Source organism: Kitasatospora sp. NPDC101157 (assembly GCF_044768255.1).
GTDB lineage: Bacteria > Actinomycetota > Actinomycetes > Streptomycetales > Streptomycetaceae > Kitasatospora.
Map to the genome: position 1 here is coordinate 63,657 of NZ_JBIWPL010000011.1, position 24,532 is coordinate 88,188.

At 71.4% G+C, this 24,532-nt stretch carries 26 protein-coding genes and 2 pseudogenes; 10 read left to right on the plus strand and 18 right to left on the minus strand.

What is annotated here, in order from left to right:
* Positions 1–138 precede the first annotated feature (138 nt).
* On the plus strand, positions 139–753 hold the full coding sequence (locus ACIRVF_RS22335; RefSeq protein WP_402820388.1) for a PadR family transcriptional regulator: 615 nt from the start codon (positions 139–141) through the stop codon (positions 751–753).
* Positions 750–2,303: an FAD-dependent monooxygenase gene (locus ACIRVF_RS22340; RefSeq protein ID WP_402820390.1), complete on the plus strand. Its 1,554-nt coding sequence runs from the start codon at positions 750–752 to the stop codon at positions 2,301–2,303. Before ACIRVF_RS22335 ends, ACIRVF_RS22340 begins: the two co-directional genes overlap by 4 nt.
* Before the next feature lie 275 nt (positions 2,304–2,578).
* On the opposite strand, the gene ACIRVF_RS22345 is transcribed toward ACIRVF_RS22340, so the two are convergent.
* Entirely contained in the window at positions 2,579–2,809 is a 231-nt protein-coding gene (locus ACIRVF_RS22345; protein WP_402820393.1) for a Tn3 family transposase, read from the minus strand.
* A 170-nt stretch (positions 2,810–2,979) separates the two neighbouring features.
* Between ACIRVF_RS22345 and ACIRVF_RS22350 the strand changes: the two genes are divergently transcribed.
* Positions 2,980–3,372, plus strand: a complete 393-nt coding sequence (locus ACIRVF_RS22350; protein WP_402820396.1) for a hypothetical protein — start codon at positions 2,980–2,982, stop codon at positions 3,370–3,372.
* 702 nt (positions 3,373–4,074) lie between these two features.
* Here the strand turns inward: ACIRVF_RS22350 and ACIRVF_RS22355 are convergent.
* Positions 4,075–4,293, minus strand: a complete 219-nt coding sequence (locus ACIRVF_RS22355; protein WP_402820399.1) for a signal peptidase II — start codon at positions 4,291–4,293, stop codon at positions 4,075–4,077.
* A gap of 296 nt (positions 4,294–4,589) precedes the next feature.
* Between ACIRVF_RS22355 and ACIRVF_RS22360 the strand changes: the two genes are divergently transcribed.
* Entirely contained in the window at positions 4,590–5,030 is a 441-nt protein-coding gene (locus tag ACIRVF_RS22360; RefSeq protein ID WP_402820402.1) for a hypothetical protein, read from the plus strand.
* A gap of 192 nt (positions 5,031–5,222) precedes the next feature.
* Here the strand turns inward: ACIRVF_RS22360 and ACIRVF_RS22365 are convergent, their stop codons facing one another.
* Both ACIRVF_RS22365 and ACIRVF_RS22370 read right to left on the minus strand, forming a co-directional pair.
* Positions 5,223–5,423, minus strand: coding sequence for a hypothetical protein (locus ACIRVF_RS22365; protein ID WP_402820405.1), 201 nt, complete (start codon positions 5,421–5,423; stop codon positions 5,223–5,225).
* 401 nt (positions 5,424–5,824) lie between these two features.
* Positions 5,825–5,947: a hypothetical protein gene (locus ACIRVF_RS22370; protein ID WP_402820407.1), complete on the minus strand. Its 123-nt coding sequence runs from the start codon at positions 5,945–5,947 to the stop codon at positions 5,825–5,827.
* 252 nt (positions 5,948–6,199) lie between these two features.
* Here ACIRVF_RS22370 and ACIRVF_RS22375 point away from each other — a divergent pair.
* A pseudogene (locus tag ACIRVF_RS22375) lies at positions 6,200–6,513 on the plus strand (helix-turn-helix domain-containing protein); the annotation flags it as partial.
* A 537-nt stretch (positions 6,514–7,050) separates the two neighbouring features.
* Entirely contained in the window at positions 7,051–7,338 is a 288-nt protein-coding gene (locus ACIRVF_RS22380) for a hypothetical protein (protein ID WP_402820409.1), read from the plus strand.
* Between the two features lie 175 nt (positions 7,339–7,513).
* On the opposite strand, the gene ACIRVF_RS22385 is transcribed toward ACIRVF_RS22380, so the two are convergent.
* The 8 genes and pseudogenes from ACIRVF_RS22385 to ACIRVF_RS22420 form a co-directional block, all read right to left on the minus strand.
* Positions 7,514–8,251, minus strand: coding sequence for a VOC family protein (locus ACIRVF_RS22385; protein WP_402820412.1), 738 nt, complete (start codon positions 8,249–8,251; stop codon positions 7,514–7,516).
* Between the two features lie 476 nt (positions 8,252–8,727).
* Positions 8,728–9,534 carry a hypothetical protein gene (locus ACIRVF_RS22390; RefSeq protein ID WP_402820414.1) on the minus strand — a complete coding sequence of 269 codons (807 nt, stop codon included), beginning with the start codon at positions 9,532–9,534 and terminating at the stop codon, positions 8,728–8,730.
* A 208-nt stretch (positions 9,535–9,742) separates the two neighbouring features.
* Positions 9,743–10,081 (minus strand): thioredoxin family protein, encoded by a 339-nt coding sequence (locus ACIRVF_RS22395; protein ID WP_402820718.1) that lies wholly within the window; start codon positions 10,079–10,081, stop codon positions 9,743–9,745.
* A gap of 548 nt (positions 10,082–10,629) precedes the next feature.
* A complete protein-coding gene (locus tag ACIRVF_RS22400; RefSeq protein ID WP_402820417.1) occupies positions 10,630–10,917 on the minus strand; it encodes a hypothetical protein in 288 nt (95 codons plus the stop codon).
* Positions 10,918–11,053: 136 nt separating this feature from the next.
* Positions 11,054–11,398 (minus strand): annotated as a pseudogene (locus ACIRVF_RS22405) (Mpo1-like protein); the annotation flags it as partial.
* Positions 11,399–11,487: 89 nt separating this feature from the next.
* Positions 11,488–12,279 carry a maleylpyruvate isomerase family mycothiol-dependent enzyme gene (locus ACIRVF_RS22410; protein ID WP_402820420.1) on the minus strand — a complete coding sequence of 264 codons (792 nt, stop codon included), beginning with the start codon at positions 12,277–12,279 and terminating at the stop codon, positions 11,488–11,490.
* A 217-nt stretch (positions 12,280–12,496) separates the two neighbouring features.
* Positions 12,497–13,243, minus strand: a complete 747-nt coding sequence (locus tag ACIRVF_RS22415) for a DUF2071 domain-containing protein (protein ID WP_402820423.1) — start codon at positions 13,241–13,243, stop codon at positions 12,497–12,499.
* Positions 13,240–13,572 (minus strand): metalloregulator ArsR/SmtB family transcription factor, encoded by a 333-nt coding sequence (locus ACIRVF_RS22420; RefSeq protein ID WP_399867651.1) that lies wholly within the window; start codon positions 13,570–13,572, stop codon positions 13,240–13,242. Before ACIRVF_RS22420 ends, ACIRVF_RS22415 begins: the two co-directional genes overlap by 4 nt.
* A 533-nt stretch (positions 13,573–14,105) precedes the next feature.
* Here ACIRVF_RS22420 and ACIRVF_RS22425 point away from each other — a divergent pair.
* Positions 14,106–14,600, plus strand: a complete 495-nt coding sequence (locus ACIRVF_RS22425) for a hypothetical protein (protein WP_402820426.1) — start codon at positions 14,106–14,108, stop codon at positions 14,598–14,600.
* A gap of 188 nt (positions 14,601–14,788) precedes the next feature.
* Here the strand turns inward: ACIRVF_RS22425 and ACIRVF_RS22430 are convergent, their stop codons facing one another.
* The gene (locus tag ACIRVF_RS22430) at positions 14,789–15,670 is read right to left on the minus strand and encodes a hypothetical protein (protein WP_402820429.1); all 882 of its coding nucleotides are present in this window, start codon (positions 15,668–15,670) and stop codon (positions 14,789–14,791) included.
* A gap of 286 nt (positions 15,671–15,956) precedes the next feature.
* A complete protein-coding gene (locus ACIRVF_RS22435) occupies positions 15,957–16,886 on the minus strand; it encodes an NADP-dependent oxidoreductase (RefSeq protein ID WP_402820432.1) in 930 nt (309 codons plus the stop codon).
* A 95-nt stretch (positions 16,887–16,981) separates the two neighbouring features.
* Here ACIRVF_RS22435 and ACIRVF_RS22440 point away from each other — a divergent pair, with 95 nt between their 5' ends.
* Positions 16,982–17,362, plus strand: coding sequence for a winged helix-turn-helix transcriptional regulator (locus ACIRVF_RS22440; RefSeq protein WP_402820435.1), 381 nt, complete (start codon positions 16,982–16,984; stop codon positions 17,360–17,362).
* Positions 17,363–18,096: 734 nt separating this feature from the next.
* Here the strand turns inward: ACIRVF_RS22440 and ACIRVF_RS22445 are convergent.
* The 3 genes from ACIRVF_RS22445 to ACIRVF_RS22455 form a co-directional block, all read right to left on the minus strand.
* A complete protein-coding gene (locus ACIRVF_RS22445) occupies positions 18,097–18,990 on the minus strand; it encodes an aldo/keto reductase (RefSeq protein ID WP_402820438.1) in 894 nt (297 codons plus the stop codon).
* On the minus strand, positions 18,987–19,544 hold the full coding sequence (locus tag ACIRVF_RS22450; RefSeq protein WP_402820441.1) for a TetR/AcrR family transcriptional regulator: 558 nt from the start codon (positions 19,542–19,544) through the stop codon (positions 18,987–18,989). Before ACIRVF_RS22450 ends, ACIRVF_RS22445 begins: the two co-directional genes overlap by 4 nt.
* A gap of 215 nt (positions 19,545–19,759) precedes the next feature.
* A complete protein-coding gene (locus ACIRVF_RS22455; RefSeq protein ID WP_402820444.1) occupies positions 19,760–20,629 on the minus strand; it encodes a helix-turn-helix transcriptional regulator in 870 nt (289 codons plus the stop codon).
* 78 nt (positions 20,630–20,707) lie between these two features.
* Here ACIRVF_RS22455 and ACIRVF_RS22460 point away from each other — a divergent pair, with 78 nt between their 5' ends.
* Both ACIRVF_RS22460 and ACIRVF_RS22465 read left to right on the plus strand, forming a co-directional pair.
* Positions 20,708–21,475: an SDR family oxidoreductase gene (locus ACIRVF_RS22460; protein WP_402820447.1), complete on the plus strand. Its 768-nt coding sequence runs from the start codon at positions 20,708–20,710 to the stop codon at positions 21,473–21,475.
* Positions 21,476–21,561: 86 nt separating this feature from the next.
* Positions 21,562–21,771, plus strand: coding sequence for a tautomerase family protein (locus tag ACIRVF_RS22465; RefSeq protein WP_402820450.1), 210 nt, complete (start codon positions 21,562–21,564; stop codon positions 21,769–21,771).
* 345 nt (positions 21,772–22,116) lie between these two features.
* On the opposite strand, the gene tkt is transcribed toward ACIRVF_RS22465, so the two are convergent.
* Positions 22,117–24,348, minus strand: coding sequence for a transketolase (gene tkt / locus ACIRVF_RS22470; protein ID WP_402820453.1), 2,232 nt, complete (start codon positions 24,346–24,348; stop codon positions 22,117–22,119).
* Between the last annotated feature and the right edge of the window lie 184 nt (positions 24,349–24,532).

A 24,532-nucleotide genomic window follows, 5' to 3' on the forward strand; every position in this document is an offset into this window, starting at 1 on the left:
CGGCGTGCGCGAACGCCACTGCCCGTCGCCGCGCCTGCTCCAAAGGCTCACGCCCTTGCACCCAGTATCCTTGCGCCATATGCTCGGATCCGAGTAATCGATACCAAGTAGTTCGCCGTGTCGAAGCACCGGAGTTCCATGCCCACCCGTGAACCCCCCGCCGTCCAGAAGGCTCCGAAACGCCCTGCCAACGCCCTCGCCCTTGCTGTCCTCGGGTTGCTGCTGGAGCAGCCGATGCACCCCCACGCCATGGCCGGCGCGCTCCGCGAGCGCGGCATGGATCGCACGTTCAAGCTGACGACCGGATCGCTCTACGACACCGTCCGCGCGCTCACGCGGGACGGGTGGATCGAGGCGGACGGCACCGAGCAGGTCGGCAACCGCCCGGCCCGCACCGTCTACCGCCACACCCCCGCCGGGCGGGACGGCTTCACCGACTGGCTCGACGAGCTGATCCGGGAGCCCTCACCCGAGTACCCACGGTTCCTCTCCGCCGTCGGATACCTCGGCGCGCTGGGCCCCGTCCGCGCGGCGGGGGCGTTGCGCGAGCGGGCCGCCGCGCTGCGGGAGCGGATCGCGCAGGACGCCGAGGGCTACCGCGCGGCCCGCGAGGAGCACAACGCGCCGCGCCTGTTCCTCATCGAGGCCGAGTACGCCGCCGCCATGGCACAGGCCGAGCTGGCCTGGGTGGAACGCACCGCCGACGAGGTCGAGCGCGGGACGCTGACGTGGCCGGAAGGGGGCGGACGATGAGTGACAGCGCGTCGAAGGACGAGGTCGTCGACGTCCTGATAGCCGGAGCCGGGCCGGCCGGGCTGGCGCTCGGCGGGGAGTTGGGGCGCGCGGGGGTGCGGGCGCTGGTCCTGGAGCGGGAGCCCGAACCGCCGGGCTTCTGTCGCGGGTTCAACCTCAACGCCCGGAGCCTGGAGCTGCTCGACCGCCGGGGCCTTGCCGCCCGCTTCCTCGCCGAGGGACCGACCGTGCCGACGACGATGTTCGTCGGTGCGTCCCGCCTCGACCTCGCCGCCATGCGCACGAAACACCCCTACGCCCTCGGCATCCCCCAGACCCGCGTGGAGGAGCTGCTCGCCGAGTGGGCCGTGGGGTTGGGCGCGCGCCTCGTCCGCGGCCGGCGCCTCACCGGGCTGCGGCAGGACGGTGACGGCGTGACGGTCGAGGTGGACGGCGTGGACGGCCCGTCAACGGTGCGCTGCCGATGGCTGGTCGGCTGCGACGGGGGCCGCAGCACGGTGCGCAAGGCGGCCGGGATCGGCTTCCCCGGGACACCGGCACGCAAGTTCACCCTGCTCGGGGACGTGGTCCTCACCGACCCGTCGGCCGTCTCGTTCGGCCCCAACACCGGGCCCGGCGGCCGCTCGGTGTTCGCGATCCCGCGCCCCGGCTACGTCCGTCTCATCACCGCCGACCCCACGCCGCCCACGGACCCGCACGAGCTGGTGCCGCTCGATTCCTTCCAACGCGCGATCGATGCCGCGCTGGGACACCGGGCCGAGATCGCCGAGGCGCTGTGGCTGACCCGGTTCGGCGACGCGGCGCGGCTCGCCGAGCAGTTCCGGACGGGCCGGGTACTACTCGCCGGGGACGCCGCGCACATCCACCCCCCGACCGGCGCCATCGGCGTCAACGCGGCGATCGACGACGCCGTCAACCTGGGCTGGAAGCTCGCCCTGGTGGCGCGCGGGCAGGCGCCGGACACGCTGCTCGACACCTACCACGACGAACGCCACGCGGCCGGCAAACGCCTACTCCGCAACACCCGCGCGCAGGCGGTGCTCGCCCAGGCGAGGGGGGACGACGACCGCCTGGCACCCCTCCGCGATCTGCTCGCCGAGCTGGCCGAGTCCGCGGACACCGCCGGGCCGTTGGCCGAGACGATCACCGCTGTCGGCACCCGCTACCCCGCCTCCGGAGACCCCGCACACCCGTGGGCAGGACGGATGGTGCCGGACATCCCGCTGGGTCAGGACGGCGAGGACAACCTTGCGGCGCTGCTGACCCGGTCGCCCGGCGGCGCACTGCTGCTGGGCGCCGCGGCGGGCTCGCACGCCCTCTCCGCCGCCGCCCGCCCATGGGCGGACCGGGTCACCACCGCCCGTACCCACCCGCACGCCCTGGAGCACGCCCCCGCGATCCTCGTCCGCCCGGACGGGCACGCAGCGTGGATCGGCGCCCCGTCGACACCGGTAGGCGCAGCCGCGGAGGAGCTGCGGGAGACCCTCGCACGCTGGTTCGGGCGCCCGGCGGCACTCGTTGACGGTACCCCGAGGACTGGCCACCGTTGAGCGGGTGAGCCCACGGTACGCGTCCCGAGGCCGGTCGCTGCTACATCCCGGCTCCGGGCTCGTCGCTGGCCACCGTCCGCAGCGGGCGGTGGCCCCTCTCGTCGAGCTGGGCGAGTTCGCGGTCGGTCGTAGTCGACGGTGATCGAGCCGTCGTAGTTCACCGCCGAGGTTCACCGCCGAGGTTCACCGCCGAGTGCAAACCGGGGAGACGTGGCCAGCGCCTCGGCGTCCACCGCGCGGCCGGCGGCGCGCAGTTCGCCCACGGCCAGGCCCATCTACTCGGTGCGCCAGCAGATCACGGAGTTCGCTACGACAGTCAGGCACCTCGCCTGCTCGTTCTGCTGGTCGGACTGGCGCCGGGTGACCTTGCCCTCGCGGGCGTAGCGGAGCTGGTGGCGAAGGGAGTGGAGGGGCTCGCCCTTGTTCAGCTGTCGGGCGATCTTGCGCCGGTAGCCCTCGTCCGACCGGAGGGCCAGGCCGCCGAAGCCGTCGATGGCGTACCGCACAGGTTTACCCGAAGTCAAACCAGGGGTTGACGTACCCCGACCACGTTCGCGGCACGCTGGAGAGCGCGGACAGGCCGGCCCGTCGCACCAGACACGGCGGGCCGGCACTCGCGCAGGGACAGACACCACCCAAGGCAGGGCCGCACTGGGCGGCCGAGGGGAGAAAAGCCGTGAACAGGATTCGTGCGATAGCCGCAGTGGTGGGTGTCGCCGCCACGCTCGCACTGAGCGCCGGTCCGGCGCAGGCCAGCGCTCAGAGCACCAGCGGGTACATCCACGGCTCCGACGTCATCGTCGGCAGCTGCAAGGCGTGGATGAACGAGCGGGGCTCCGGCTCCAGCTACGAGACGCAGGGTCTGGTGCAGTCGTGGGGTGACTACTGCCGTATGGAACTGGCCCGCTCCGACGACGGCGGCAGCACCTGGCACCCGGTGAGCAACCCGTATTGGGTGAGGAACCAGGCCAAGGAGACCGGCTTCCACTGGGATCCGCCGGGGCACCTGACCGAGGTGTGCCTGTACGACGCCGTCACCCGCGTCGGCGCCTGTAGCAACTCGTACTGACACCGTCGGTACCGCCGGCCGAACTCCTGTTGGTCCGTCACCGCTGCTTCCCGCTCTTCCGGATGCCGATGCCTGGCTCCGCTCGCCGTCGGCAGCGCCGGACCACGCCCGGGGCCGCCTGGCCGGAACGGCGGGATCGGCGGTACGCCCGGCCTACTCCACCGCCCCGGCCGGGCCCACCGCCGGCCGGCCGGTGGCGGGTCCGCCTGGCGGCCCGGCGTGGTGAGTGGCGCCGCAGGCCCCAGTCCTCGGCGGCACACAGCACACCCGGGACTCAGATGGCACTGGTGCCCCGGAACGGCGCGGTGAGGAGATGGGTACGGCTCTCGCTGAAGACCAGCAAAAGCGTTGACGAGGGCCCTGTCCGAGACCTGGAGCTCAAGGGCGGCAAGCGTCACATCGCCACTGACAGCGGTGGCCTGCTGCCCGCCGCCCGCAGCGGAGGGGATACTCACACTGTCGCCGGCGGCATTCCGCGAAGAGCAGATCGTTTGTCAGCCATCCGCTCGCTGACTCCTGCGACCTGCACCCCGGATGGTGACTGTAGGTCAGGAGCGGAGCACGGTCCGCAGTGTCCGGGTACGCGCGGCGGTCGAGCTCTCGGTTCCGGAGGATCTCACCGCGGCAACGCAATGTTCCGGGCCTGCCGATCCAGCGGGGCCAAGCCGTTCAGAGAGATGCCCCGGATCGTCATGAGGACCATCAGGCACCGCCGCAGACAATGCCCGAATCCGCGAGGTTGAACACCGCGAAGTGCTCGACGAAGATGAAGTCGACGACGTGCCCGCGAAAGACCGTGGGCGCTCGGAAGATCCGGTCAGTCAGATTGCCGACGCCCCCGAGCAGCAGGCCCAGGGCGACAGCCCAGGGAAAGCTCTGAAGCCTGCGCGCGGCACACGCGACGACCACGACAACCGCCACCGCAATCGCGGTGAACCAACGGTGAAGGCCTGACCGCTGCTGAAAGCCGCGCCCGAGTTGCGGAACACTCGCAGCGTAAGCACGTGGCCCGCAATGGCAACGGGCTCGTGGCCTTCCAACCGCGAGACAGCCACGAGCTTGCTGCCGAGATCGAAGCCGTAGGTGAGAACGGCCGCCGCCATCAGAACGGTCAGAGCCAGTGTGCGCTTGCCAACAGCCGCGTCGGGGTCTCTTCGCGGACTATTGACCGACGGTCCGTCATTGACCGTCCGCCGGTGCCGGGGCACGATGCCGGAATGACCGACGATCGCTGCGACCACGGACTCATAGTCGGCCAGTGCGGGCACTGCAAACCAGTGCCGCACGGGCTTACCGCCACCGTCTGGACCACCCGCGGCGGCTCCGTCTTCCACCGGACTGTCGCCTGCGAAGCCCTCGCCGAGGGCCAGGCCCGCGCCGCACGCTTCGCCCGCGGCGTTCACCAGCCCACCCGTACCGCACTCGCCGACGCCATGGCCCAGGGCCGCGGCGCCTGCATTCCCTGCTTCCCCGCCTACCGGCCGTCCCGCACCGCCAAACCCTGCCTGGTCCATGAGGACGGCCGGTGGCTGCCCGGCCTGCTCACCGAGTGGCGGCGCGGCAGGGACGGCCGGTGGAGCGGCGTGGTCTCCTACGCCGCCGACGGCGAACAGGTCACCGCTCTCAAGGACCAGGACGACCTGCGCCCCGCCCCGTGAACCTCGTAGCCTGGAGCCACCCGCCGCCGCGCGACCGGGCAAAGGCCGACGGCCGCACGGCGCGAGGAGAACGGGTGTCGGCCAACTGCCCTGACCTGCGGCTTTCCCGAGCTGGCCATCCCTCGGAAGTCTCCCGCCCGGCACTGCGATTCCCCGTGACTCCCCGCCCACCATGGCACGGCTGTGGCACGCCTAGAAGTCGCGGAAAGCCTCCGCGGGCCACTCGGGCGGAAGTGCCCTGGTGAACATCACATAGACCGGACCATAAGGCGTCTGGGTCTTGACGTTCTCCCACTGGTCAAGCTCGTGAGAGCAGTATCGGCGCAGCAGACTGACGAACTGCGTGATCTCGACATCAGACAGCGGGCCGTCAGGCCCCGGCTTCGGCTCCATGTCAGCACGGTAGCGCGGGCAACCCCGCCTCCGGAGAGCCGGGGTCGACGGAGGACGTTCGGCCCCCGGGCAGACACCGGCCGCTGCCAGAGCCGTTCGGTTACCGCGAGTTCGTCGTGCTCGGCCCGCATCTGATCCGATGGCCGCCGGGGCTCAGCTGGCCGCGCATCGGGAGCTTCGCGCTTCGCACAGCCGCCGTCGGCTGTCCCTGAGGTGGTGTGGTCCTCGCGATCGCACCGCCTCAGGAGCGGGGCCGTCACCAGTCCTGGCCACGACCGAGTGGTCTAATCACCGGAACGGCTGTCGTGCACGGCAATCCGGGTGGACTCCCGCAGATTTCGGCCGGCCGGAGGTGCCCCACCGGCGGCCCAGCTCTTGGGCCGCCGAGACCTGAGGTGGGATCACCAGGCGACGAAGCGCAGCGCGGGCCAGGTCTCGGGGCCGACGAAGCCGTCCTGGGCCAGGCTCTCCCCGCGCTGGACGACCGCTGTCGCCCGGCTCGCCCGGTGATCCGTCGGGTCCACCCCGGAGCCGACAGCGAGGATTCTGCACCAGGCCCGCGCCCGTTTGGCCGCTGGGACGTTGACAGGGGACGTCTCTGCTCGTCCCAGGCGCTGACCTGCGGCTAGGGACACCCGACCGGTCATCCGGGGACGAGGGAGGGACCGGGAAGGGCCAGAGCCAAGGTTCTGGTGCCGCATTCAGGCAAGGTGTGCCCCGTCGTGTCGTATCGCCGGTTGCTGTGCCGGGCGGTAGCGGGCCGTCAGGATGATCATGTGGCGGAACGGGTGCAGGTCCGTGAGAGCGATGACGACTGGGGCCGACGGCTGCTGCGGATCGTCCGCCGGGGCACTGGTCGGTGGTGACCTGGCGACGAGCCCGGATGGTGCTGCTGTCCGCCCAGCGCATGCCCGTGGCAAAGATCGCCGAGGCGACGTCCACCAGCGCGGACCGGGTCCGCGACGTGATCCACAACTTCAACGCCGACGGCTTCGACTCCCTCTACCCGAAGTACAAGGGCGGACGGCCGAGGACGTGCACGCGAATCAGCAAGCAACGCGTCCTGTCCGCCGTCGCGGACACCCCCGCTCCAGCTCTGAAGGCCCGCACCGGCCGCCGCCCTGGCGATGCGGTCGGTGCCGACGGGCCACCATGACCGGTGTGGATCGGCTCAACGGCGATGCTCTTGTGTCAATTGTTATGACGCGTGCGGGGTTGCGCCACGAGCCTGTAACAGGCGCTGACGTGTGCGGACGGCCCGTGTGAGGATCGCAGTGTCAGCGGGGAGGCCGCCCCGGGAAGGGGCGGGGCCGTCCGCACCGCCACCATTCCGGTGGGACAACGGCGCGAGTGAAAGAGGGACAACATGCCTATCAAGAATGCTCGTTGGGGACTGTCGGCTGCGGTGCTCGTCGTCGCGGGCTTGGCCCTGACAGCGTGCGGACCCGAAGACGCGACCTCATCGGACACCCCCTCCGCCACCAGCGTGCCGGTTGCCACGAGTTCCGCGAGTTCCACGCACTCCGGCGGCCGGCCCACCGCCACCGCGTCCGTGCCGAGCGGTCAGAGTTCCCCCTCGACCTCCGGAGGGAGCGGCGGGTCCGACGCGGGCCACCAGCGGACGCTCGTGGGCAAGTTGAGCTACCTCGCGCCCGGCAAGCTGATGGTCAAGCCCGACAACGGCGGCGCCGATCAGGCGTTCATGTTCAACAGCACCACCAAGGTCCTCGGCGCAGCCGCGATCTGCTCCCCCGACGGCAGCACCGTGACCAAGGACAGCCAGGGCTACGGCACCACGAGCTGCACCACCGACCAGTTGGAGACGGCCGCGAAGACCGGCGCCGTCACCGTCCGCGTCACCTTGGACTCCTCGCTGGGCATCGCCCAGACCATCGCCGAGAAGTACCACCAGTAAACGAGGCGAGTTCGTGGTGCCCGCCAGCAGGGCTGCACGGCGCGGGGTCCAGGAGCAGCAGCTCCGCGGTCGCATTCTTCACCCGCAGCGGGACCGGACTACGTCGTCGGGGGAAGTCGTCACCCTCCAGACCTTGGCCGGACGGTGCCGAGCCGGCCGGGGCCGTTTCCCGGGCTCAGCGAGGGCTGAGGAGGCAGAACTCGTTGCCCTCCGGGTCGACCAGAACCTTCCACGAGATCGAGGACTGGTCGATGCCAGGGTCGGTGGCGCCCAGGGCGCGCAGCCGGGATTCCTCTCCCGCCGGGTCGTCACCGAGGTAGGGCGCAACGTCGAGGTGGACGCGGTTCCACCCGCTCTTGATGTCGGGGGTGCGCACGAACTCCAGGTAGGGGCCGACGCCTTGGGCGGAGCGCAGGGAGGCGTGCTCGTCGGCGACCTCGTGCACGGTCCAGTCCGTCGCCTCGCCCCAGAACCGGGCCATCGCGCGCGGGTCGGCGCAGTCAACCACCACCGCGGCGATCGGCCCGGTGTCCCGGTAGATGGGGCGGCGTTCCAGCACACAGAACTCGTTGCCCTCCGGGTCGGCCATGACCGTCCAGGGGACATCACCCTGGCCCACATCAGTGAGGGTCGCACCGAGGTCCTTCAGATGCGCGACCAACTCCGCCTGGTGGGCGGCCGAGGTGGTGGCCAGGTCGATGTGCACCCGGTTCTTCACCGTCTTGGGTTCGGGGCGGGCGATGATGTCGATGCAGACGGCCGCGGGGTCGGGGTAGTCGAAGCCCACGGGTTCGAGGTTCGTCACGCCGGGTCCCTCGCTGTCGACACCCCAGCCGAGTGCCTCCGCCCAGAACCGGCCGAGCACGGAGTCGTCGTGGGCCTTCATATTGATCTGCACGAGTCTTGTTGCCATGCCGCAAATCCTAGGACCGGCGCGGAGCCAGAAGTACGCGGTCAAACTTCGATGAGACGGGTCCACCCCCGCCGCCAGGAGAATCAGCACCCCCACAACACAACCCCCGCAGGCTCACAGCCCCCACCCCGCAGGTCACCGCGCCCGGACAGGACAGCCGCGAGGGCGGCGGCGGGTCCCGGCCGGCAGCGAGGCGGACGCCGAGGCGGCCACGGGGGCGGCCGGCTCTGGCCGTCCACCCCCGATCACCGCCCTGGCCGGCGCCATCGGCTCCGCCGGCACTCACCAGGCGCTGCCGAGGCAGGGATGTTGCAAAGTCCGGTGATCTCGCGAGTTCGCCGGTCAGGCAGTGCCCGGGAGGTCGAGCGGGCGGGTGACGGGCTCGTAGGAGGCGTGGCGGAGGCGTGGCGGAGGCCGGCGGCGATGGTGCGGGCTCGCGCGGATCGTTCGCCGGTCTCGACAGCGCCGAAACGAAGTCAGACGTGCCCGCGCAGCCGGACCAGGATCGTGTCGCCGGGCAGTGAGGCGAGGTACGCCTCACTGCCCGGCCACACGGTGGGCCCCGGCCGTTCGTGGGGGCACTGGCTCGGGTCGCAGGTGGCGTGCACGGCGTTGCTGCCACCCTCCAGCCACCAGCCGTCGGGGGTGAGCACGTCCGTGCACGGCGGGTACGGCCAGGTGAGCCGGCGGATGTAGGCGTCGCGGTCGCCGTCGTGGGTGATGACGGGGTGTTCCGCCGGGTTGGGGAAGCTCAGGTTGCCCCGGTGGAGGCTGTGGGGGTGGTCGAGGAACGCCCGGATGAGCGGCTGGTTGCGGTAGGCGGCGAACATGTTGTCGCCCCGGCGGTCGTCCGGGAAGGCATCGGGGTCGTTCCGCCAGCGGTCCACGAAGTCCGCGAGCGGTACGGCGGGAGGGTGGACGGCGGTCAGGCGGTGCCACAGGTCCCAGGAGGCTGCGGCCGCGCGCTCGGATGCGGCGAGCGGTTGTGAGAAATCGAGCAGGGCGCGCGGTCCTCCGGCGCAGACTCCGGCGACGCTGAGGCGGGGCGTGCCGTCGTAACCGGGGTCGTCGTGGACGAGCCTCGGGTCGTTCTCGTGTCCGGAGACGACGGCGAAGCCGGTGCCGTCGCTACCTCCGACGATCCGGCGCGAGTCCCACATGCCGCGGTCGACCGGGTTGTCGTCCGTATCGAGGTAAAAGGGGGCGAGGGCCTCGTCGAGCGCCCCCTGGATGTCGACCGCGGCCTCGGCAGGCAGGCAGACCGTCACCCTCACACTGGCCATCCACCCCTCCTCGGTGTCCACGAGGCCGCCGTGTCGGGGGACAGCATTGCACGCGGACCGGCCCCCTGTTCCTCTGGCCCCGTGAGCCCGCCGAACAACGATCTGCCGGTCTGCCGGACGCGGCCTCAGCGAAGGCGGACGGACCGGTAGAGGATCGGTGTCCAACCGCAGGGCTGCAATTCAACCGCCCCGCCGTACCTGAAAAGGCTCACTGACCGACGAACGGGGCCAGGTCGTGTTCGAGAGCAGCCTTCGGCTCGGCGCCGGTGATGGTCTTCACGACCTTCCCGTCCTTGAACACGTCCAACACGGGAAGCGCTGTCACTCCGTATCTCGCGGGAGTGGCCTGGCTCCGATCGATATCCAGTCTGACGACTTCAACCTTGTCTCCATGTGCCGCCGCGATGGCGCTCAGATTGGCTTCCGATTGCCGGCACGGTCCGCACCAGGCGGCCCAGAACTCCACCACCACAGGCTTGTTGCTCTTGATCACGTCCTGTTCGAAGCTGGAGTCGGTGACGGCCTGTATTGCCCCGGGGCTTTTCACGAGGACAACCGGTGCAGCAGTTCCTTGCGGCGCCGGCACAAGTGGCACGGCGAAGACCGTGGTAACAAGGGCGATGCGCCCGATGACGGCTTCGATCATGACCGCAGCTCTCTGGTTCATGCCAGTGGTGAGACGCTCGGGACTCTCTTTCCAGAGTCCCAAACGCACCCAGCGTTCGCATACGGACAGGACTCCCTCCCGTCGTGATGCCCCCCGGCCACCCTGCGGCTTCGGGCGTGTGGACAGCAGGTCGCCCAGCAAGCCCCGGACCCGCCACTGCCGGCACCCCGAACATCATCCGGGTGAACGGCTTCGAGTCGACGGCGCTCGGCAGCGATGGAGTCGTTTGACCTGGTAGCTCCATCACGCCTTCCGGGAGGACCCGTCATGCCCGGCCGCACCGTGCTCGCCGCCACCGCGCTGAGCGCCCCAGCAGTGCTCACCGACGCGCACGCGGCAGTAAGCCCGAGCCCCTCGGGGAGCCCGTCGCAGCGCGTCGACCGGGCTGCCGACCCTGCCCGACGTTCGAGACCCGCTGGGGAAGGGCGTCAGGCCCGCTCCTGGCGGGCGGGCCACTGGTGGCCGCACTCCAGCTCGGTTCCGGTGCTGTCGATGACGGTGTAGTCGACGACTATCTTCTCGGGATCGCCACCTTCGAAGATCCACACGACCAAGCGGTCGTTTGCAGCGACGACCGTGAACTGGGGATCCGACGCGTCGTGGGCAGGCACAACGGTGAACTCGTCACCGGGCTTGAGCCAGAAGTCCTCGCCGTACGGTTCGATGAAGAGGCGGACGAGGTCCGCGCCACCGTTCTGCACTGGGAGCCTGTTCACTGAACCGTCCTGGTGATCATCGAAAGAGCACTCAGGGTAGTGACCGGCTGGCGGACCGACCAGAGCCGCTGGTGGCTGTCTGCCGACCGAGAGGCCCCGTGCGGCGATCCGCGTGAGTGGCTTCGGCCGGTCCGCCGTGCTCCGCGAGCCACGCGCGGGCGATCGCGCCCAGTTCGGCGTCGCGGCCTGAGAGCATCATGCCGATCATCCGCGCGTCCCCGCGCAGGGACCAGCCCGGGTGCCCGAAGGTGGCCGGGTTGTTCCCCTCGATGAGGAAGTGTGCCGGCCAGGCCGTGCCGTACCCGATCAGCGGAAGGGCCACCAGCCGGCGCTTCCGGCCGCGCGCCAGGCCATGGGCGCCCACCGCGAGCCCGGTGAGGGTGCCCACCAGGTGCACCCACCTGGTGGCGGCCTTGGAGTGCATCGCCACGTAGTAGGGCCAGAACTCCTCGAAGGACGCGAAACGCCTGCTCTCAACCATGCCAGGACGGTAACGCGACGCCGGCGCTCTGCCCAGGGCACGGTCGGAGAGCCGACGACGCGACCGGGCGCCGCGCCGTCGACCACGCCTTACGCGTTCGGGTCCCAGGCGAAGAGCCGCTCGAAGATGCCCCGGTCGCCGTCGATCTTCACTGAGTCCATCGGGGTGCGTCCGTAGAACCACAGGACCAGCTCACCGGCCGTGCCCCGGGCGGAGGCGTCGGCCGGGACCTGGGCCTCACCCTCGCCGGCAGCCGGGAGGCGGACGGCGCGGGCGCCGTCCGCCTCGACCGTGAAGCGCCAGGAGCGGCCCTCGGTGGCGTGGTAGTCGACGACGGCCGGCTCGTGCGGCCAGACGCCCGACCACGCGCAGCAGGTGAACAGGAAGTCCTCGACGCCGTCCAGCGCCACCTCCGCCGGCAGCGGCTGCGCGGCGCCCACGGTGAGCTGGGCGTCATAGGTGTGCATCGCGATCTCCTGAAGCTGGTGCCGGGCGACGGCACCGCTGGTCCGCGGCGACTGCGAGGCGCCCCACCACGTCCAGCACTCGGCGTCCGGGCCGGCCGCCCGCAGGGTGTCCAGCAGCTCCTGCGTCGACGCGGCCAGCCAGGCCAGCAACGCCTCGCGCTCCCGGGGCGCCTGCGCCTCGGCGCGCGCCGCCAAGGCCTCGGCCGGCGGGGCGTCGGCCGGACCGGCCTCGACGACGGCGGCCCAGAACGGGCGGCCCGAGCCCACGTGCTGCGCCAGGTCGAACAGCGTCCACTCGGGACAAGTCGGCACCTGCACGTCCAGGCTGGGCGCGGCGGCGATCGCGGCCCGGAAGGCCGTCGCCCGCTCGTCGATCAGTCGCAGCACGTCAGGGAGTTCAAGATTCTTCTGCACTACGACTGTCTATCACCGCACTCCGGCGGCCGAAAGCGAATTTCCCGGCCGCCGCCTGCCTCCGCCGCCGTCCGAACCGGAGCCGGCGGCGCGGCCGCGGGCCGCTCCGACCCGGGCCGGAGCACCAGCAGTGCTTCGAGAACGGCGCGAAGGCCATGCGGGAGCTGAGGGACATCATGCGCCTGCCGTTCCCACTGCTTCGGTGTGATGGAGCACTTCAGTGGGCGAGTTGAGCACCTCCCTCGGATGCCATGGCCGGGAGTGGCCGCCAGTGGGCGGGGATGTCGCGCATGACCAGAGCGCAGTCCAGGGTCGCACTACCCGACGGGAAGCGGTCCGGGTCGTCGAAGAAGGACGACGCGGCGGAGCGCACCCGGCCGGCTTCCACGTGCCAGACGTTGGTCCGCAGTTCCATGCCGTCCAGGTGACGGCCGGAGCTGGTGGCCGAGAAGCCCTTCGTCCCACCCCGGAAGAAGCGGGAAGCCTCGGCGAGATCGGCGAAGAGCTCGCTGCCTCGCAGCTCGTCGGACAGCTCGACGGTGACATCCACTCGGGTACCGCCGTCCCGTGTCGCCAGTGCGACCCGCATCTGACCAGGCGTCTCGTGCACCGCGAAGTCGGCGCGGCCGTGTTCACCGGGGAAGATGTGGCCTCCGGCCCAGGCGTTGAGTCGCGAGGCAGTGTCGCGCCGGGGGATGTAGACGCCGGTCTCGACGCCGTCCGGTCCGTCCCATTCGACGGCGATCCGATGCGCCGCGTTCTCGCTCCGCAGGCCGAACGCCTTGGGCGCCCAGGTGGGCCGGACACTTCCCAGGCGCAGCAGGCAGATGCCCGCGACCGCGTGGCCGTGCACCAGTTGCGGGCGCAGTGACCCGGGGAGCAGGCGTGCCGCGGCATCCGGGGCGACTCGGTAGTTGACCAGTAGCCGTCGTTCGACGACGCTGGCCAGTCTCGGCTGCCTCATGACCCCTCGCTCTGCGCCCCGGGGCGCCATTTGGTGTGGCGAAGCACGATCTGCTCGGGGCAGACGGCACTGAGGAACCGACCGATGCACGTGGCCAGGCGGTCCTCGGCCAACGCGTAGAAGATCCGGTTGCCTTCCCGACGCTCGGTGACCAGTCCGGCTCCCTTGAGCACGCCGAGATGTCGCGAGATGGAGGGCGCGCTGATCGCGAACCTGGCGGCGATCTCGCCGGCCGCGAGTTCACCGCCTCTGAGGTCCTCAAGGATCTGACGCCTCGTCGGATCGGCGAGAGCACGGAAAGCTCCCGCCTCGTCCTGAGCTTCTGTCATACCTCCTGTTTAGCATCTTGGCTAAGTATCTAACAACTGTTCCCGCGCCCCCGCCCCTCGGCCTGGCTCCCATGACCGTGCTCGGTTCAGCAGTGGCGATCCCCGCTTCGGCTCAGCCGGCCGACTCGACCACCCGCTCGCCAGAGGGAGCACACAGTCGACCACCCACGGATCCAGAAGTTCTGGGCCGACCAGGGCTTCGCCGGCCGTCCGGTCGACTGGAGCGCGCAGATCCTCGGCCGCGAGCTGGACAGTGTCCGCAAGGACCCCGGCCGGCGCGGATTGCCCGTCCGGCCCGAGCGGTGGGCGATCGAGCGCACGTTCCCGTGGAATCAATGCCCACCGCTGCCCCGCCCGAGACTGCTGGACCAGCCCGGCCCGCTCCGAGAACATGATCCGCTGGACGGTGATCGGCACCATGGTCCGCCGACCCGCCCGGGGCCGACCGACTTCACGGCCTGGTCCGCGCTCGGCAGCGAGCCGCACCGCCGACCAGTGACAGCTGAAGATTCACGGTCTGGTTGGATGCGGGCATGAACAGCAGCAGCCACCAGGAATCCGGTCTTGCGAAGAGCGTCTGGAGCGACGCCGACTTCGAGGAGATGGGCTGGCACGACGCCACCGTCCACGGCCTGTACGTGCAGCAGACGGATGACATCCTGCCGCGGCTCCTGCTCGACCTCGACTACATCGTCCGCTGGGTCCCCCCGGTCAAGCCGGCCAAGAACTTCTCCTTCTGGATCGCCCCTGCGACGCTCGTCTTCGAGGAGGTCTGGGACCTTGAGGGCGACCTCGGTTTCCAAGGCATGCACCCGGAGCTGGAGATCGACGAGGTACACCAGCTGGCTCCGGACGACGGCAAGCAGGACTGGCCGCAATGGCACATCCAAGGCCATGCATTCGACCTGAAGTTCCGTGCAGCGGGCTTCCGCCAGTACTTCCGCCGTGCCCCGCGGCTCACGCCGGTCCAGGTCCTCTCCGCCGCCGAGCGCGGAGGTTGCTGCTTCACCGAGGTCGGCTTCGGCTGAGCAGGTTCGGTACCGCGTCCTCGACCGGGAGCCGGTGACACCGGCCCGGCAAAAGGCCACAGGTCAGGTCTCGAACACGCCCGCGGCCGGCTTCACCGCACCGGACCGCAGGCTTCTTCGAAGCACGCCGAGGCGGCCCGGCGCTGATGCCTCAGCCGGGGTCGGCCCGCTGCCCTGCTCGGGGTGCGTCACGCTGTCCGGTCGGTCACGTCGAACCGCAACTGGAAGTTGCCCTGCACCTTCGTGACGGCGCCGCCCGAGATACGGAACTTCCGGGCGTCGGGCAGTCCCTTGATCTCGTTGAACGTGCTGACCATGTTCCTGGTGGACTTGCCGTTGACGGTGGCGAGGACCTTCTCGTAGGTGGGGTCGTTCTCCTGGAAGGTCACGGTGTCCGCCCCTTCGGGGAACAGGTCGCCGAGGGTCTTCTTGGCGGCGGGGCCGGAGACGTTCTGTCGGAAGATGCTGTCCGGCAGACGGTCCGGCACGTCCTCGGGTTTCGTCGGTACCTTGAGCATCGCCTTGCCGAAGGCGTTCGCGTTGAACATCGCCACGGCTCGGGACCACTGGTGGATGAAGGCCTCGCTCGCCGTGTACTCCTCCTCGGGGTTGCGGTAGTTCTCCATCATGACGGCCAGGCTGCCCTCCTCGTCCTGGCCGTAGAGGTTCTCGAAGCGCCCGCCGGCCTTCGGGACGTTGCCCTGCGGATTGTCGGGATCCGGCGTGTAATTGGCGCTCTCCTCCTCCAGGTCGACCAGGTTCGCCGGAATCGCCCGCCCGAACGCGGTGAGTGCCGGTGACCGCCTCGCCTTGCCCGCCGAGCGCGTGCCCTCCTCCATGGCCCCGACATACGTCTCCAGACGTTCGCCCGCGGGGCGTCGAGCCCGCTGGACAGTCACGCCCCGGGCGGGCCGCTCGCGCCCCAGCGCGGCGCCTACGGCGGCGTTGCCGATGCTGCGTTGCAGAGCCAGCAGACCGGTCCGGGCGGCTGAGGCGGCCGAGGCCGAGTGCCGGGTGCCGTTCCGGTGACCGGGTCGGGTGTGGTCCGAGCGTTCGTCGTGGGCGCGCATGACCGGGCGTCTCCCTGGAGGTGGCTGGACGTCAGTCCAAGGGTCGGTGCGCGAACGGACACCGGGAAGGGGCGAGCGGACAGTGGGTGGGGCAGGGTGAGTGCCCGCTCCGGCAGTCCGTGTTGCCCCGGCGCCGGGCCCGCCCCCGAACCGGGTCGCGCCGGCTTCTCGCTGGGCCCCATCGCTACCTCGGCCCTGCCTCCTCCCGGCGCCGCCGCCATGGCAGCACCGTCCATGACGGCCGGGTCCTGTTGGGGCCTTGCTCGCGCGAGGCCCCACGACGGGATCAGACGGTGAGGACGAGCTTGCCCTGGAGGTGACCGCCATCCAGCATCCGGTGCGCGTCGGCGACGCGCTCGAACGGGAAGGTCTCCTGCACATGGACCCGAAGCCTGCCCTGTTCGACGAGTTCGACGAGACCGCGCAGGGCGACCGGATCGGGGTCGACCGCGATGCCGCTGAAGCGCATGCCGGCCGCCTCGTACCTGGCGATGAGCTCCGCATCCTCCTCAGCGACCGCCGTCACCAAGTGACCGCCCGGCCGGAGCACTTCGAGCGACCGCTCGACGGTGTCGCCGCCGATCGTGTCGAGCACGACGTCGATGCCGCGGACGGCCTCGGTGAAGTCGACCGCCGTGTAGTCGATCACCTCGTCGGCGCCGAACCCCTCGACGAACTTCCGCTTGCCTCCGCTGGCGGTCGCGATCACGTGCGCGCCGAGCGCTTTCGCGATCTGGATCGCGACGTGGCCGACCCCGCCACCACCGCCGTGGACCAGGACGCGGTCGCCCTCCCGCACGCCGCCGAGGTCGACGAGCCCCTGCCACGCCGTCAGCCCGACGACCGGCAGCGCCGCCGCCTCGACGTGCGAGAGCGACGCCGGCTTGCGTGCCAGGTGCAACGCCGGCGCCGACACGACCTCGGCGTACGCGCTCGCCGCCCGCGGGAACAGCGGCATCCCGAAGACCTCGTCGCCGGGCCTCAACCGCCACGTCCCCGGTGCCGCCTCGACCACGCCGCTGATGTCCCAGCCGAGGACGAACGGCGGCCGGCCGATCAGCGGGAACTCGCCGGCGCGCAGGCGCGCCTCCAACGGATTCAGCCCGATCGCCTTGACACGGACGAGGACCTCGGTCGGAAGGGGCTGGGGCTCGGGCGCGTCCACGACGGTGAGCACCTCGGGACCGCCGAGCCTCTCCTGGGTGATGACTCGCATGACTCTCCTGGCTTCGTTCGGAGGGGAGCAGAGAAGCCAGGCTATGAATCTGACAGGAACCAGCAGGTACCTTCGGTGCAGGTACCTTCGGTGCCATGAGCGGTTTCGGTCCCGGGGATTCCTTTCTCGCCGACTGTCCGGCGCGTCTGGCGGTCGAACTCATCGCCGACAAGTGGACGGTGGTCGTGCTCTACGGCCTCAGCAAGGGCCCGGTGCGCCACGGCGAACTGGTCGAGCTGATCGGCGGCATCTCCCGCAAGATGCTCACCCAGACGCTCCGACGGCTCGAAGCGCACGGACTTGTCCGCCGCCACGCCTACACCGAGGCGCCGCCCCGCGTCGAGTACCAACTCACCCCGCTCGGGCAGACACTGATCGATCCGATCCACGTGCTGACCGAGTGGGCGAGGGCGAACGGCGACGCAGTGCTCGATGCGCTCGACGCCGGTCCCGAGCCGGTCACCCACAGCGGCTGAGGCACCCGCCAGGGCACCGGGCATCCCCTCGGCCGCTACTCGGTATCGGCCCGGCCGCGCACGTCCGGCAGGCTCTCGAAGCCTGCCCGGCCGGTCCTCGCCGGGGGCGGCCCACTCCTCCACAGGGCCCGGCAGGTACGACGCCCGGCCAACCTACGGCAGGCACCGCCGGGGCCGGGCGGTCCTGCCGCACGGCGGCCGCGTGTTCAGCGGCGGGCCCGGGCATGCCGCGGCCGGTGGACGTCCTTCCCGGGCCGGCCCGTGGCAGGCCGCCGGCGTCGACAGTGGTGGGCAGACGAGGGAGCGGTCGCGGCGAGGACCATCGCGAGCGCGAGCGGGACCAGCAGCAGCATCATGGACACGGCCATCCACACCTCCAGGGTCGTCGAGCACAAGGCCGGCCCTCCGAGCGGGCGAGCGCCGAGCTGCTCCTGCCCCGCATCGCGGACGCCATGTCAGCCGTACTTCTTCGCGTTCAACCCGGCCGGCCCGCAATCCGGCCGGCCCGCGACCCGGCCGGCCCGCGACCCGGCTGGTCCGCGACCCGGCTGGTCCGCGTCATGACCGGCACTCAGCTGACCATCCACCGCCCGGACGGCGCGATCTGGTTCGACGGCGCGATCACCGCCAACCCGGGAAGGCCACCGCCGCCTCCCCGGCCATCACACCCCCTGACGGTTGGTCAAGGTGGTCGGCGAGGGGCGTGGTCGCTGCCTGGGCCGCGTCGGTTCCGCTCAGCCGATGGGGACTTCGTTGGAGCGGGACTGGATGTTGTCGAGGGTGGCGAGGGTCGCGGCGTCGAAGGTGATCTCGCTGACCGCGATGTTGGCCTCCAGGTGGGCGGGGTCGGCGGTTCCGGGGATGAGCAGCACGTGCGGGGCGTGGTGCAGCAGCCAGGCGAGGCCGACCTGGGCGGGGGTGATGCCCATGGACGCGGCCACGGCGTGGACCACCGGCTCGTCGGTCGCTTTGGGCAGGCCGGGGAAGGCCCCGCCGAGCGGGAAGAACGGTACCCAGGCGATGCCCTCGTCCGCGCACAGCCGCAGCAGGGCCTCGTCGTCGCGGGCGACGAGGCTGTAGGCGTTCTGGACGCAGACGATTCCGGCGGGCAGGGCGCGGCGCAGGCCGTCGAGGGTGACGCTGCTCAGGCCGATCGCGCCGATCTTGCCCTCGTCGCGCAGGGCGGTCATCACGGCGAGCTGGTCGTCGAGGTCGACGATCTGGTCGCCCTCGGGACGCAGCCCCGGGCCGGTGTCCAGACGGCGCAGGTTGACGACCGCGAGCCGGTCGACGCCCAGGCTGCGCAGGTTGTCCTCGACGCTGGCGCGCAGCTGCTCGGGACGCTGTGCCAGACGCAGCGGCAGCTGCCCGCCGGGGTTGGGGTCGGCCCCCACCTTCGTGACGACCAGGACGTCGTCCTCGGGGCGCAGTGCCTCGCGGATCACGTTGTTGGCGAATCCGAAGCCGTAGAACTCGGCGGTGTCCACGTGGTCGACGCCCAGCTCGACCGCGCGGCGCAGCAGGGCGACGGCCTCGTCGCGGCGGTCGTGCAGGCGGTCGAGCTGCAGTGCGCCGTAGCCGATCCGGAAGACGGTGCGGGCGGCGATCGAAGCGGTCGCGGTGGTCATGACGCTGTCTCCTCGGTCGGTGTTCGCAGGGCGGTGTAGAGCAGTTCGGCCTGGTAGAGCGCCATGATCCGGTGGGCGATCGGGGCGGCGTGCTCCCGGGCCCGGACCGGCTCCTGGTGCTCGACCTTGACGAGCCACGCCGTGACGCAGTCGTGCAGCATCGCGCGCATCCGGTCGGTCGCGTCGACGACGATGGCGCGGATGGCCGGGTCGGTGGTCGCCTCCCCCCAGGTCTGCACGCCGACCCGGGCCCCGGCGGGGTCGATCGCGGCGATCAGGCGGGAGAGCAGTTCGTCGGGGTCGGGTGGGGCGTCGGCCGCGGCGTACTCGCCGATGGCGCCGGCGCGTTTGGCGAGCATCTCACGGGCGGCGGCGCGGACCAGGTCGGCCTTGTTGCGGTAGTGCGCGTAGATCGAGCCGGTCGAGAGGCCGGACTCGGCGGTGATGTCGGCGATCGAGGTTCGTTCCAGGCCGTTGCGGCTGAAGCAGCGCACGGCGGCCTCGGTGATCTGGGTGCGCCGGAGTTCCTTGCGCGCGTCGGTGAGCCGAGGCACCGCACCTCCACAAAAAGAACATCTGCTCTGCTTACAGCAGACCCTAGCAGAATAGCTGTTCTGTATACGGGGATTGCGGCCATCGCGACCATGTCGCGCCAGGCGGTCGGGGTGTGCCCGCACGCCGGGGAGCGGCGATCCCTGGTGCTCTCCGAGTTCGGGCCGCCGGGGTCAGGAGCCGACCTTCCACGTCGCCTGCCCGGGTCGATGCTCCGTCAGGGCGCCGGCTCGACGACGTTCTGCGTGCCGACGACCGCGAGCAGGTCGAGCAGGCCGGAGCTGTCGGTCCCGGGCGCGGGGGTGAACCACAGCAGGCGCTGCAGGCCGTCCTCGCTGAAGAGGCTGAGGCAGTTGACCTCGATCAGGCCGAGCGTGGGGTGGATCAGGCGCTTGCGGTCGTCCCGCCGGAACGCGACGTCGTGGTCGGCCCAGAGCGCGGCGAACTCGGCGGAGGTGCCGAGCAGTGAGCGGATCATCGAGGCTGCCTCGGTGTCCTTCGCGTCCCGGCGGGCGGCAGCGGCCCGCAGATCCGCGACGAAGGCCCGGGACTGGGCTTCGTGATCGGATTCGGGATAGAGCTGCCGGGCGTCGGGTTCGGTGAACCACCGGTGGACGAAGCTGGCCCGAGGTCCTCGGTAGCCGGAATGGTCGCCGAGCAGGGCCACCGCGACCGGGTTCTGCACGAGCGTGACGTGCAGGTCGGTGATGACCTGCGCCGGTGTCGAGGCCAGCCGGTCGAGGAGGTCGAGCATGCCAGGGTGCACGTGCGAGGCCGGACCGCCCTGGACGGGCACCGGGCGGTCCGCCAGGCGGAACAGGTAGTCGCGTTCGTCGGCACTCAGGCGCAGGGCCCGGGCCAGCGAGGCGACCATCTGCTCGGACGGCTGGGACCCGGCTCCCCGTTCGAGCTCGTTGTAGTAGTCCACGGACGCCCCGGCCAGCTGGGCGACCTCCTCGCGGCGCAGTCCGGGCACCCGGCGCCGGGCCCCGGCCGGGAGACCCACGTCGGCCGGACGGATGCGCTCGCGTCGTGAGCGCAGGAAGGCTCCCAGCTCGCGGTGTCTCGTAGCAGTCATGCCCCCCATTCTGTGCGCGGCCGGGCCGCCGACCCAGGGGATGGCGTCCCCTGGTTCCGGTGGTCGGAGCCGCGCATCGTGGACGCCATGACGACGAACCACGGCACTCCGACCCCTCCACCGACGGCCGCGCGGGTCGCCGTCGTCACCGGAGGATCGCGCGGCATCGGCCGCTCGGTCGCCCGCAGGCTCGCCCGCGACGGCCTGGACGTCATCGTGAACTACGCCACCGACGAGGGCGCCGCCCAGCAGACGGTGGCGGCGATCGTCGCGGACGGCGGGCGCGCGGTCGGCGTGCGGGCGGACGTGGCGGACGAGGCCGCCGTGGCGGCCCTGTTCGACCGCGCGGAGCGGGAGTTCGGCGGCGTGGACGTCGTGGTGAACTCCGCCGGCCGGCTCGCCCTGTCGCCGATCGCCGACCTCGACCTCGCCGTGCTCGACGCCGTGCACCGCACCAACATCCGCGGGGCCTTCGCCGTCGCCCAGCAGGCGGCCCGGCGGCTGCGGCCGGGCGGTTCCTTCGTGGGGTTCTCGACCTCCGTGGTCGGGACGCAGTTCCCCGCCTACGGCGCCTACGCGGCGAGCAAGGGGGCCGTCGAGGCGATCACGCTGATTCTCGCCCGCGAACTGCGCGGACGGGACGTCACCGTGAACACCATCGCCCCCGGGCCCACCGCGACGGACCTGTTCCTCGACGGCAAGACCCCCGAGCAGATCGACCGACTCGCCAGGAGCTCCCCGCTGGAGCGCCTCGGCACCCCCGAGGACATCGCCGAGGTGGTCGCGTTCCTCACCGGCCCGGAGGGGCACTGGCTCAACGGCCAGATCCTGCGGGCCAACGGCGGCATGGTCTGACCGCCCGCCCCGCGGCCGAGCCCATCGGCCCGCACACCCGGACTTCCGATCCCACCGAAGAAACCCACTCGAAGGAGTACGACCCCATGCCTTTCGCCAACTTCAAGGTTCCCGCCGGCACCGTCACCGCCGAGGACAAGAAGAAGATCGTCGAGCGCACCACCGAGCTGTTCGCGGAGATCTACGGGGAGCGGGCCCGTGCCACCACGGTCGTCCTCGTCGACGAGGTCGTCGACGGCGGCTGGGGTGTCGCCGGCCACGTCCTGACCGCCGCCGTGCTCAACGGCGACGCCTGACGGCGACCGTGCGGGCATGCGGGGCCGGCCCGGAGCTCCTGTTGGTCCGCCACCGCTGCTTCTTTCCGGATGCCGACTTTCCGGATGCCGCCGCCTGGCTCCGCTCGCCGTCGGCGGCGCCGGGCCACGCCGTGTCCGCCTGGCCGGGTGGCAGGACCGGCGGCGCGCCCGGGCCGACCACCGCGCTGAAGGACAGCGCCCAGAACCCCGTCCAGGACCGCATCCGGGCCAGCCGGTACGCGGAGGTGCTCGCCACCCGGCAGGACAGCATCCGGGACCGCATGGGCACCGGCGGCCGGACCTACCGGCCCCGCTTCCGCCAGTCGTTCACTCCCCCGTGGAACCTCATGAGGCGGAGGGCTGGGGGCGGTCGCCGGTGCCGCCGCTGGTGGGTGTGGCGCTTTGCTGGTGGCCGCCGGGGCGGGGCGCCCGCCGGGTGTCGTGGATGCTGTCGCGGGCGGCCGCGGCGACCGCCTGCGGGGTGATGCCGAACTCGGCGTACAGGCGCTGGTAGTCGGCGGAGGCGCCGTAGTGTTCCAGGCTGACGACGCGCCCGGCGTCGCCGACGACTTCGCGCCAGCTCTGCCCGACGGCGGCCTCGACGCTGACCCGGGCGCGCACGGCCGGCGGTAGGACCTCGTCCTGGTAGTCCGTCGGCTGGGCGGCGAACCACTCCCGGCACGGCATCGACACCACCCGCACCGCGAGTCCGTCCGCGGCCAGCAGGTCGCGGGCGTCCAGGGCGATCTGGACCTCGGAGCCGGTCGCGATCAGGATGACGTCCGGTGTCGTGTCATCCGCTGGGTCGGCCAGGACGTATCCGCCGCGGGCCGCTCCGCCGGCGGGGGCGTACCGGCCGCTGTCGCGGTCCAGGACCGGCAGGTTCTGCCGGGACAGGATCAGCCCGGCGGGGCGGTCGCCGTGCTCCAGGATGGTGCGCCAGCAGGCGGTGGTCTCGTTGGCGTCGGCGGGCCGGACGACGTCGAGGCCGGGGATGGCGCGCAGCGCCGCCAGGTGTTCGACAGGCTGGTGGGTGGGCCCGTCCTCGCCGAGGCCGATGGAGTCGTGGGTCCAGACGTAGATGGCGGGCAGCTGCATCAGGGCGGCCAGGCGGACAGCGGGGCGCATGTAGTCGGAGAAGGTGAGGAAGGTGCCGCCGTAGGGGCGGGTCAGGCTCTGCAGGGCGATGCCGTTGAGGATGGCGGCCATGGCGTGCTCGCGGATGCCGAAGTGCAGGGTCCGCCCGTAGGGGCCGCCCCTCCAGTCCTTGGTCTGGCGGTCGGCGGGGATGAAGGACGGCTCGCCGTCCATGGTGGTGTTGTTGCTGGAGGCGAGGTCGGCCGAGCCGCCCCACAGCTCCGGCAGCACCGGCGCGAGCGCGGTGAGGACCTTGCCGGACGCGGCGCGGGTGGCCATGCCCTTGGCGTCGGCAGGAAAGACCGGAAGGGCGTCGGTCCAGCCGTCGGGCAGTTCCTGCCTTTGCAGCCGGTCCAGCAGTTCGGCGCGCTCGGGGTTGGCCTTCTGCCAGGCCGCGAACGTCTCGTCCCAGGCGGCGTGCGCCTGCCGGCCGCGCTCGACCGCCTGCCGGGTGCGGGCCAGCACCTCGTCCTCGACGGTGAAGTGCGCCTCCGGGTCGAAGCCCAGCAGCTTCTTCGTGGCGGCGACCTCGTCTTCGCCCAGCGCGGAGCCGTGGGCCTTACCGGTGTTCTGCTTGGTCGGGGCCGGCCAGCCGATCAGGGTGCGCAGCACGATCAGCGAGGGGCGGCCGGTCTCCTCCCGGGCCGCCTCGGTCGCGGCGAGCAGGGCGTCGACGTCCTCGACGTAGCTGCCGGTCGCCGTCCAGTCGACGGTCTGGACGTGCCAGCCGTAGGCGGCGAAGCGGGCGGCCACGTCCTCGCTGAAGGAGACGTCGGTGTCGTCCTCGATCGAGATGTGGTTGGAGTCGTAGAAGACGATGAGGTCGCCGAGTTCCTGGTGCCCGGCCAGCGAGGCGGCCTCGGCGGTGACGCCCTCCATCAGGTCGCCGTCGGAGGCGATGACGTACACGTGGTGGTCGAAGGGGCTGGTGCCCGGCTCCGCGTCCGGGTCCAGCAGGCCGCGTTCGCGGCGGGCGGCCAGCGCCATGCCGACCGCGCTGGCCATGCCCTGGCCCAGCGGCCCGGTGGTGATCTCCACACCGGGGGTGTGGCGGTGCTCGGGGTGGCCGGGGGTGGCCGAACCCCAGGTCCGGTAGGCCTTCAGGTCCGACAGCTCCAGGCCGTAGCCGGCCAGGTAGAGCTGGATGTACAGGGTGAGGCTGGAGTGACCGCAGGACAGTACGAACCGGTCCCGCCCCAGCCACTGGTCATCGGCCGGGTCGTGCCGCATGACGTTGTGGAACAACAGGTGTGCCAGCGGGGCCAGGCTCATCGCGGTGCCCGGGTGGCCGTTGCCGACCTTCTGCACCGCGTCGGCCGCCAGCAGCCGCACGGTGTCCACCGCCCGCACGTCCACCTCGTCCCAGCCGGCCCGTTCCGCCACCGGGCGCGCCAAGGACCCGTCGCCTCGTGCTGTGCTGCCGGTCTGTTCGTTCGCCATTGCCGTTGCTCCTTCGTCAAGCCGGTGGGCGCCGAGCAGCAGCGCCCGTATCAGGGATTTCTTGTCCGCTCAGGGATTTCTTGTCCGCTGCCGTCCGCGCGCGGGGCGTCATCCCGCGGTGCGACGGTCCCCCTGGCCGTGGCGCAGGTGCGGGACCGTCACGGGGGCGATCAGCTGCTGGGCG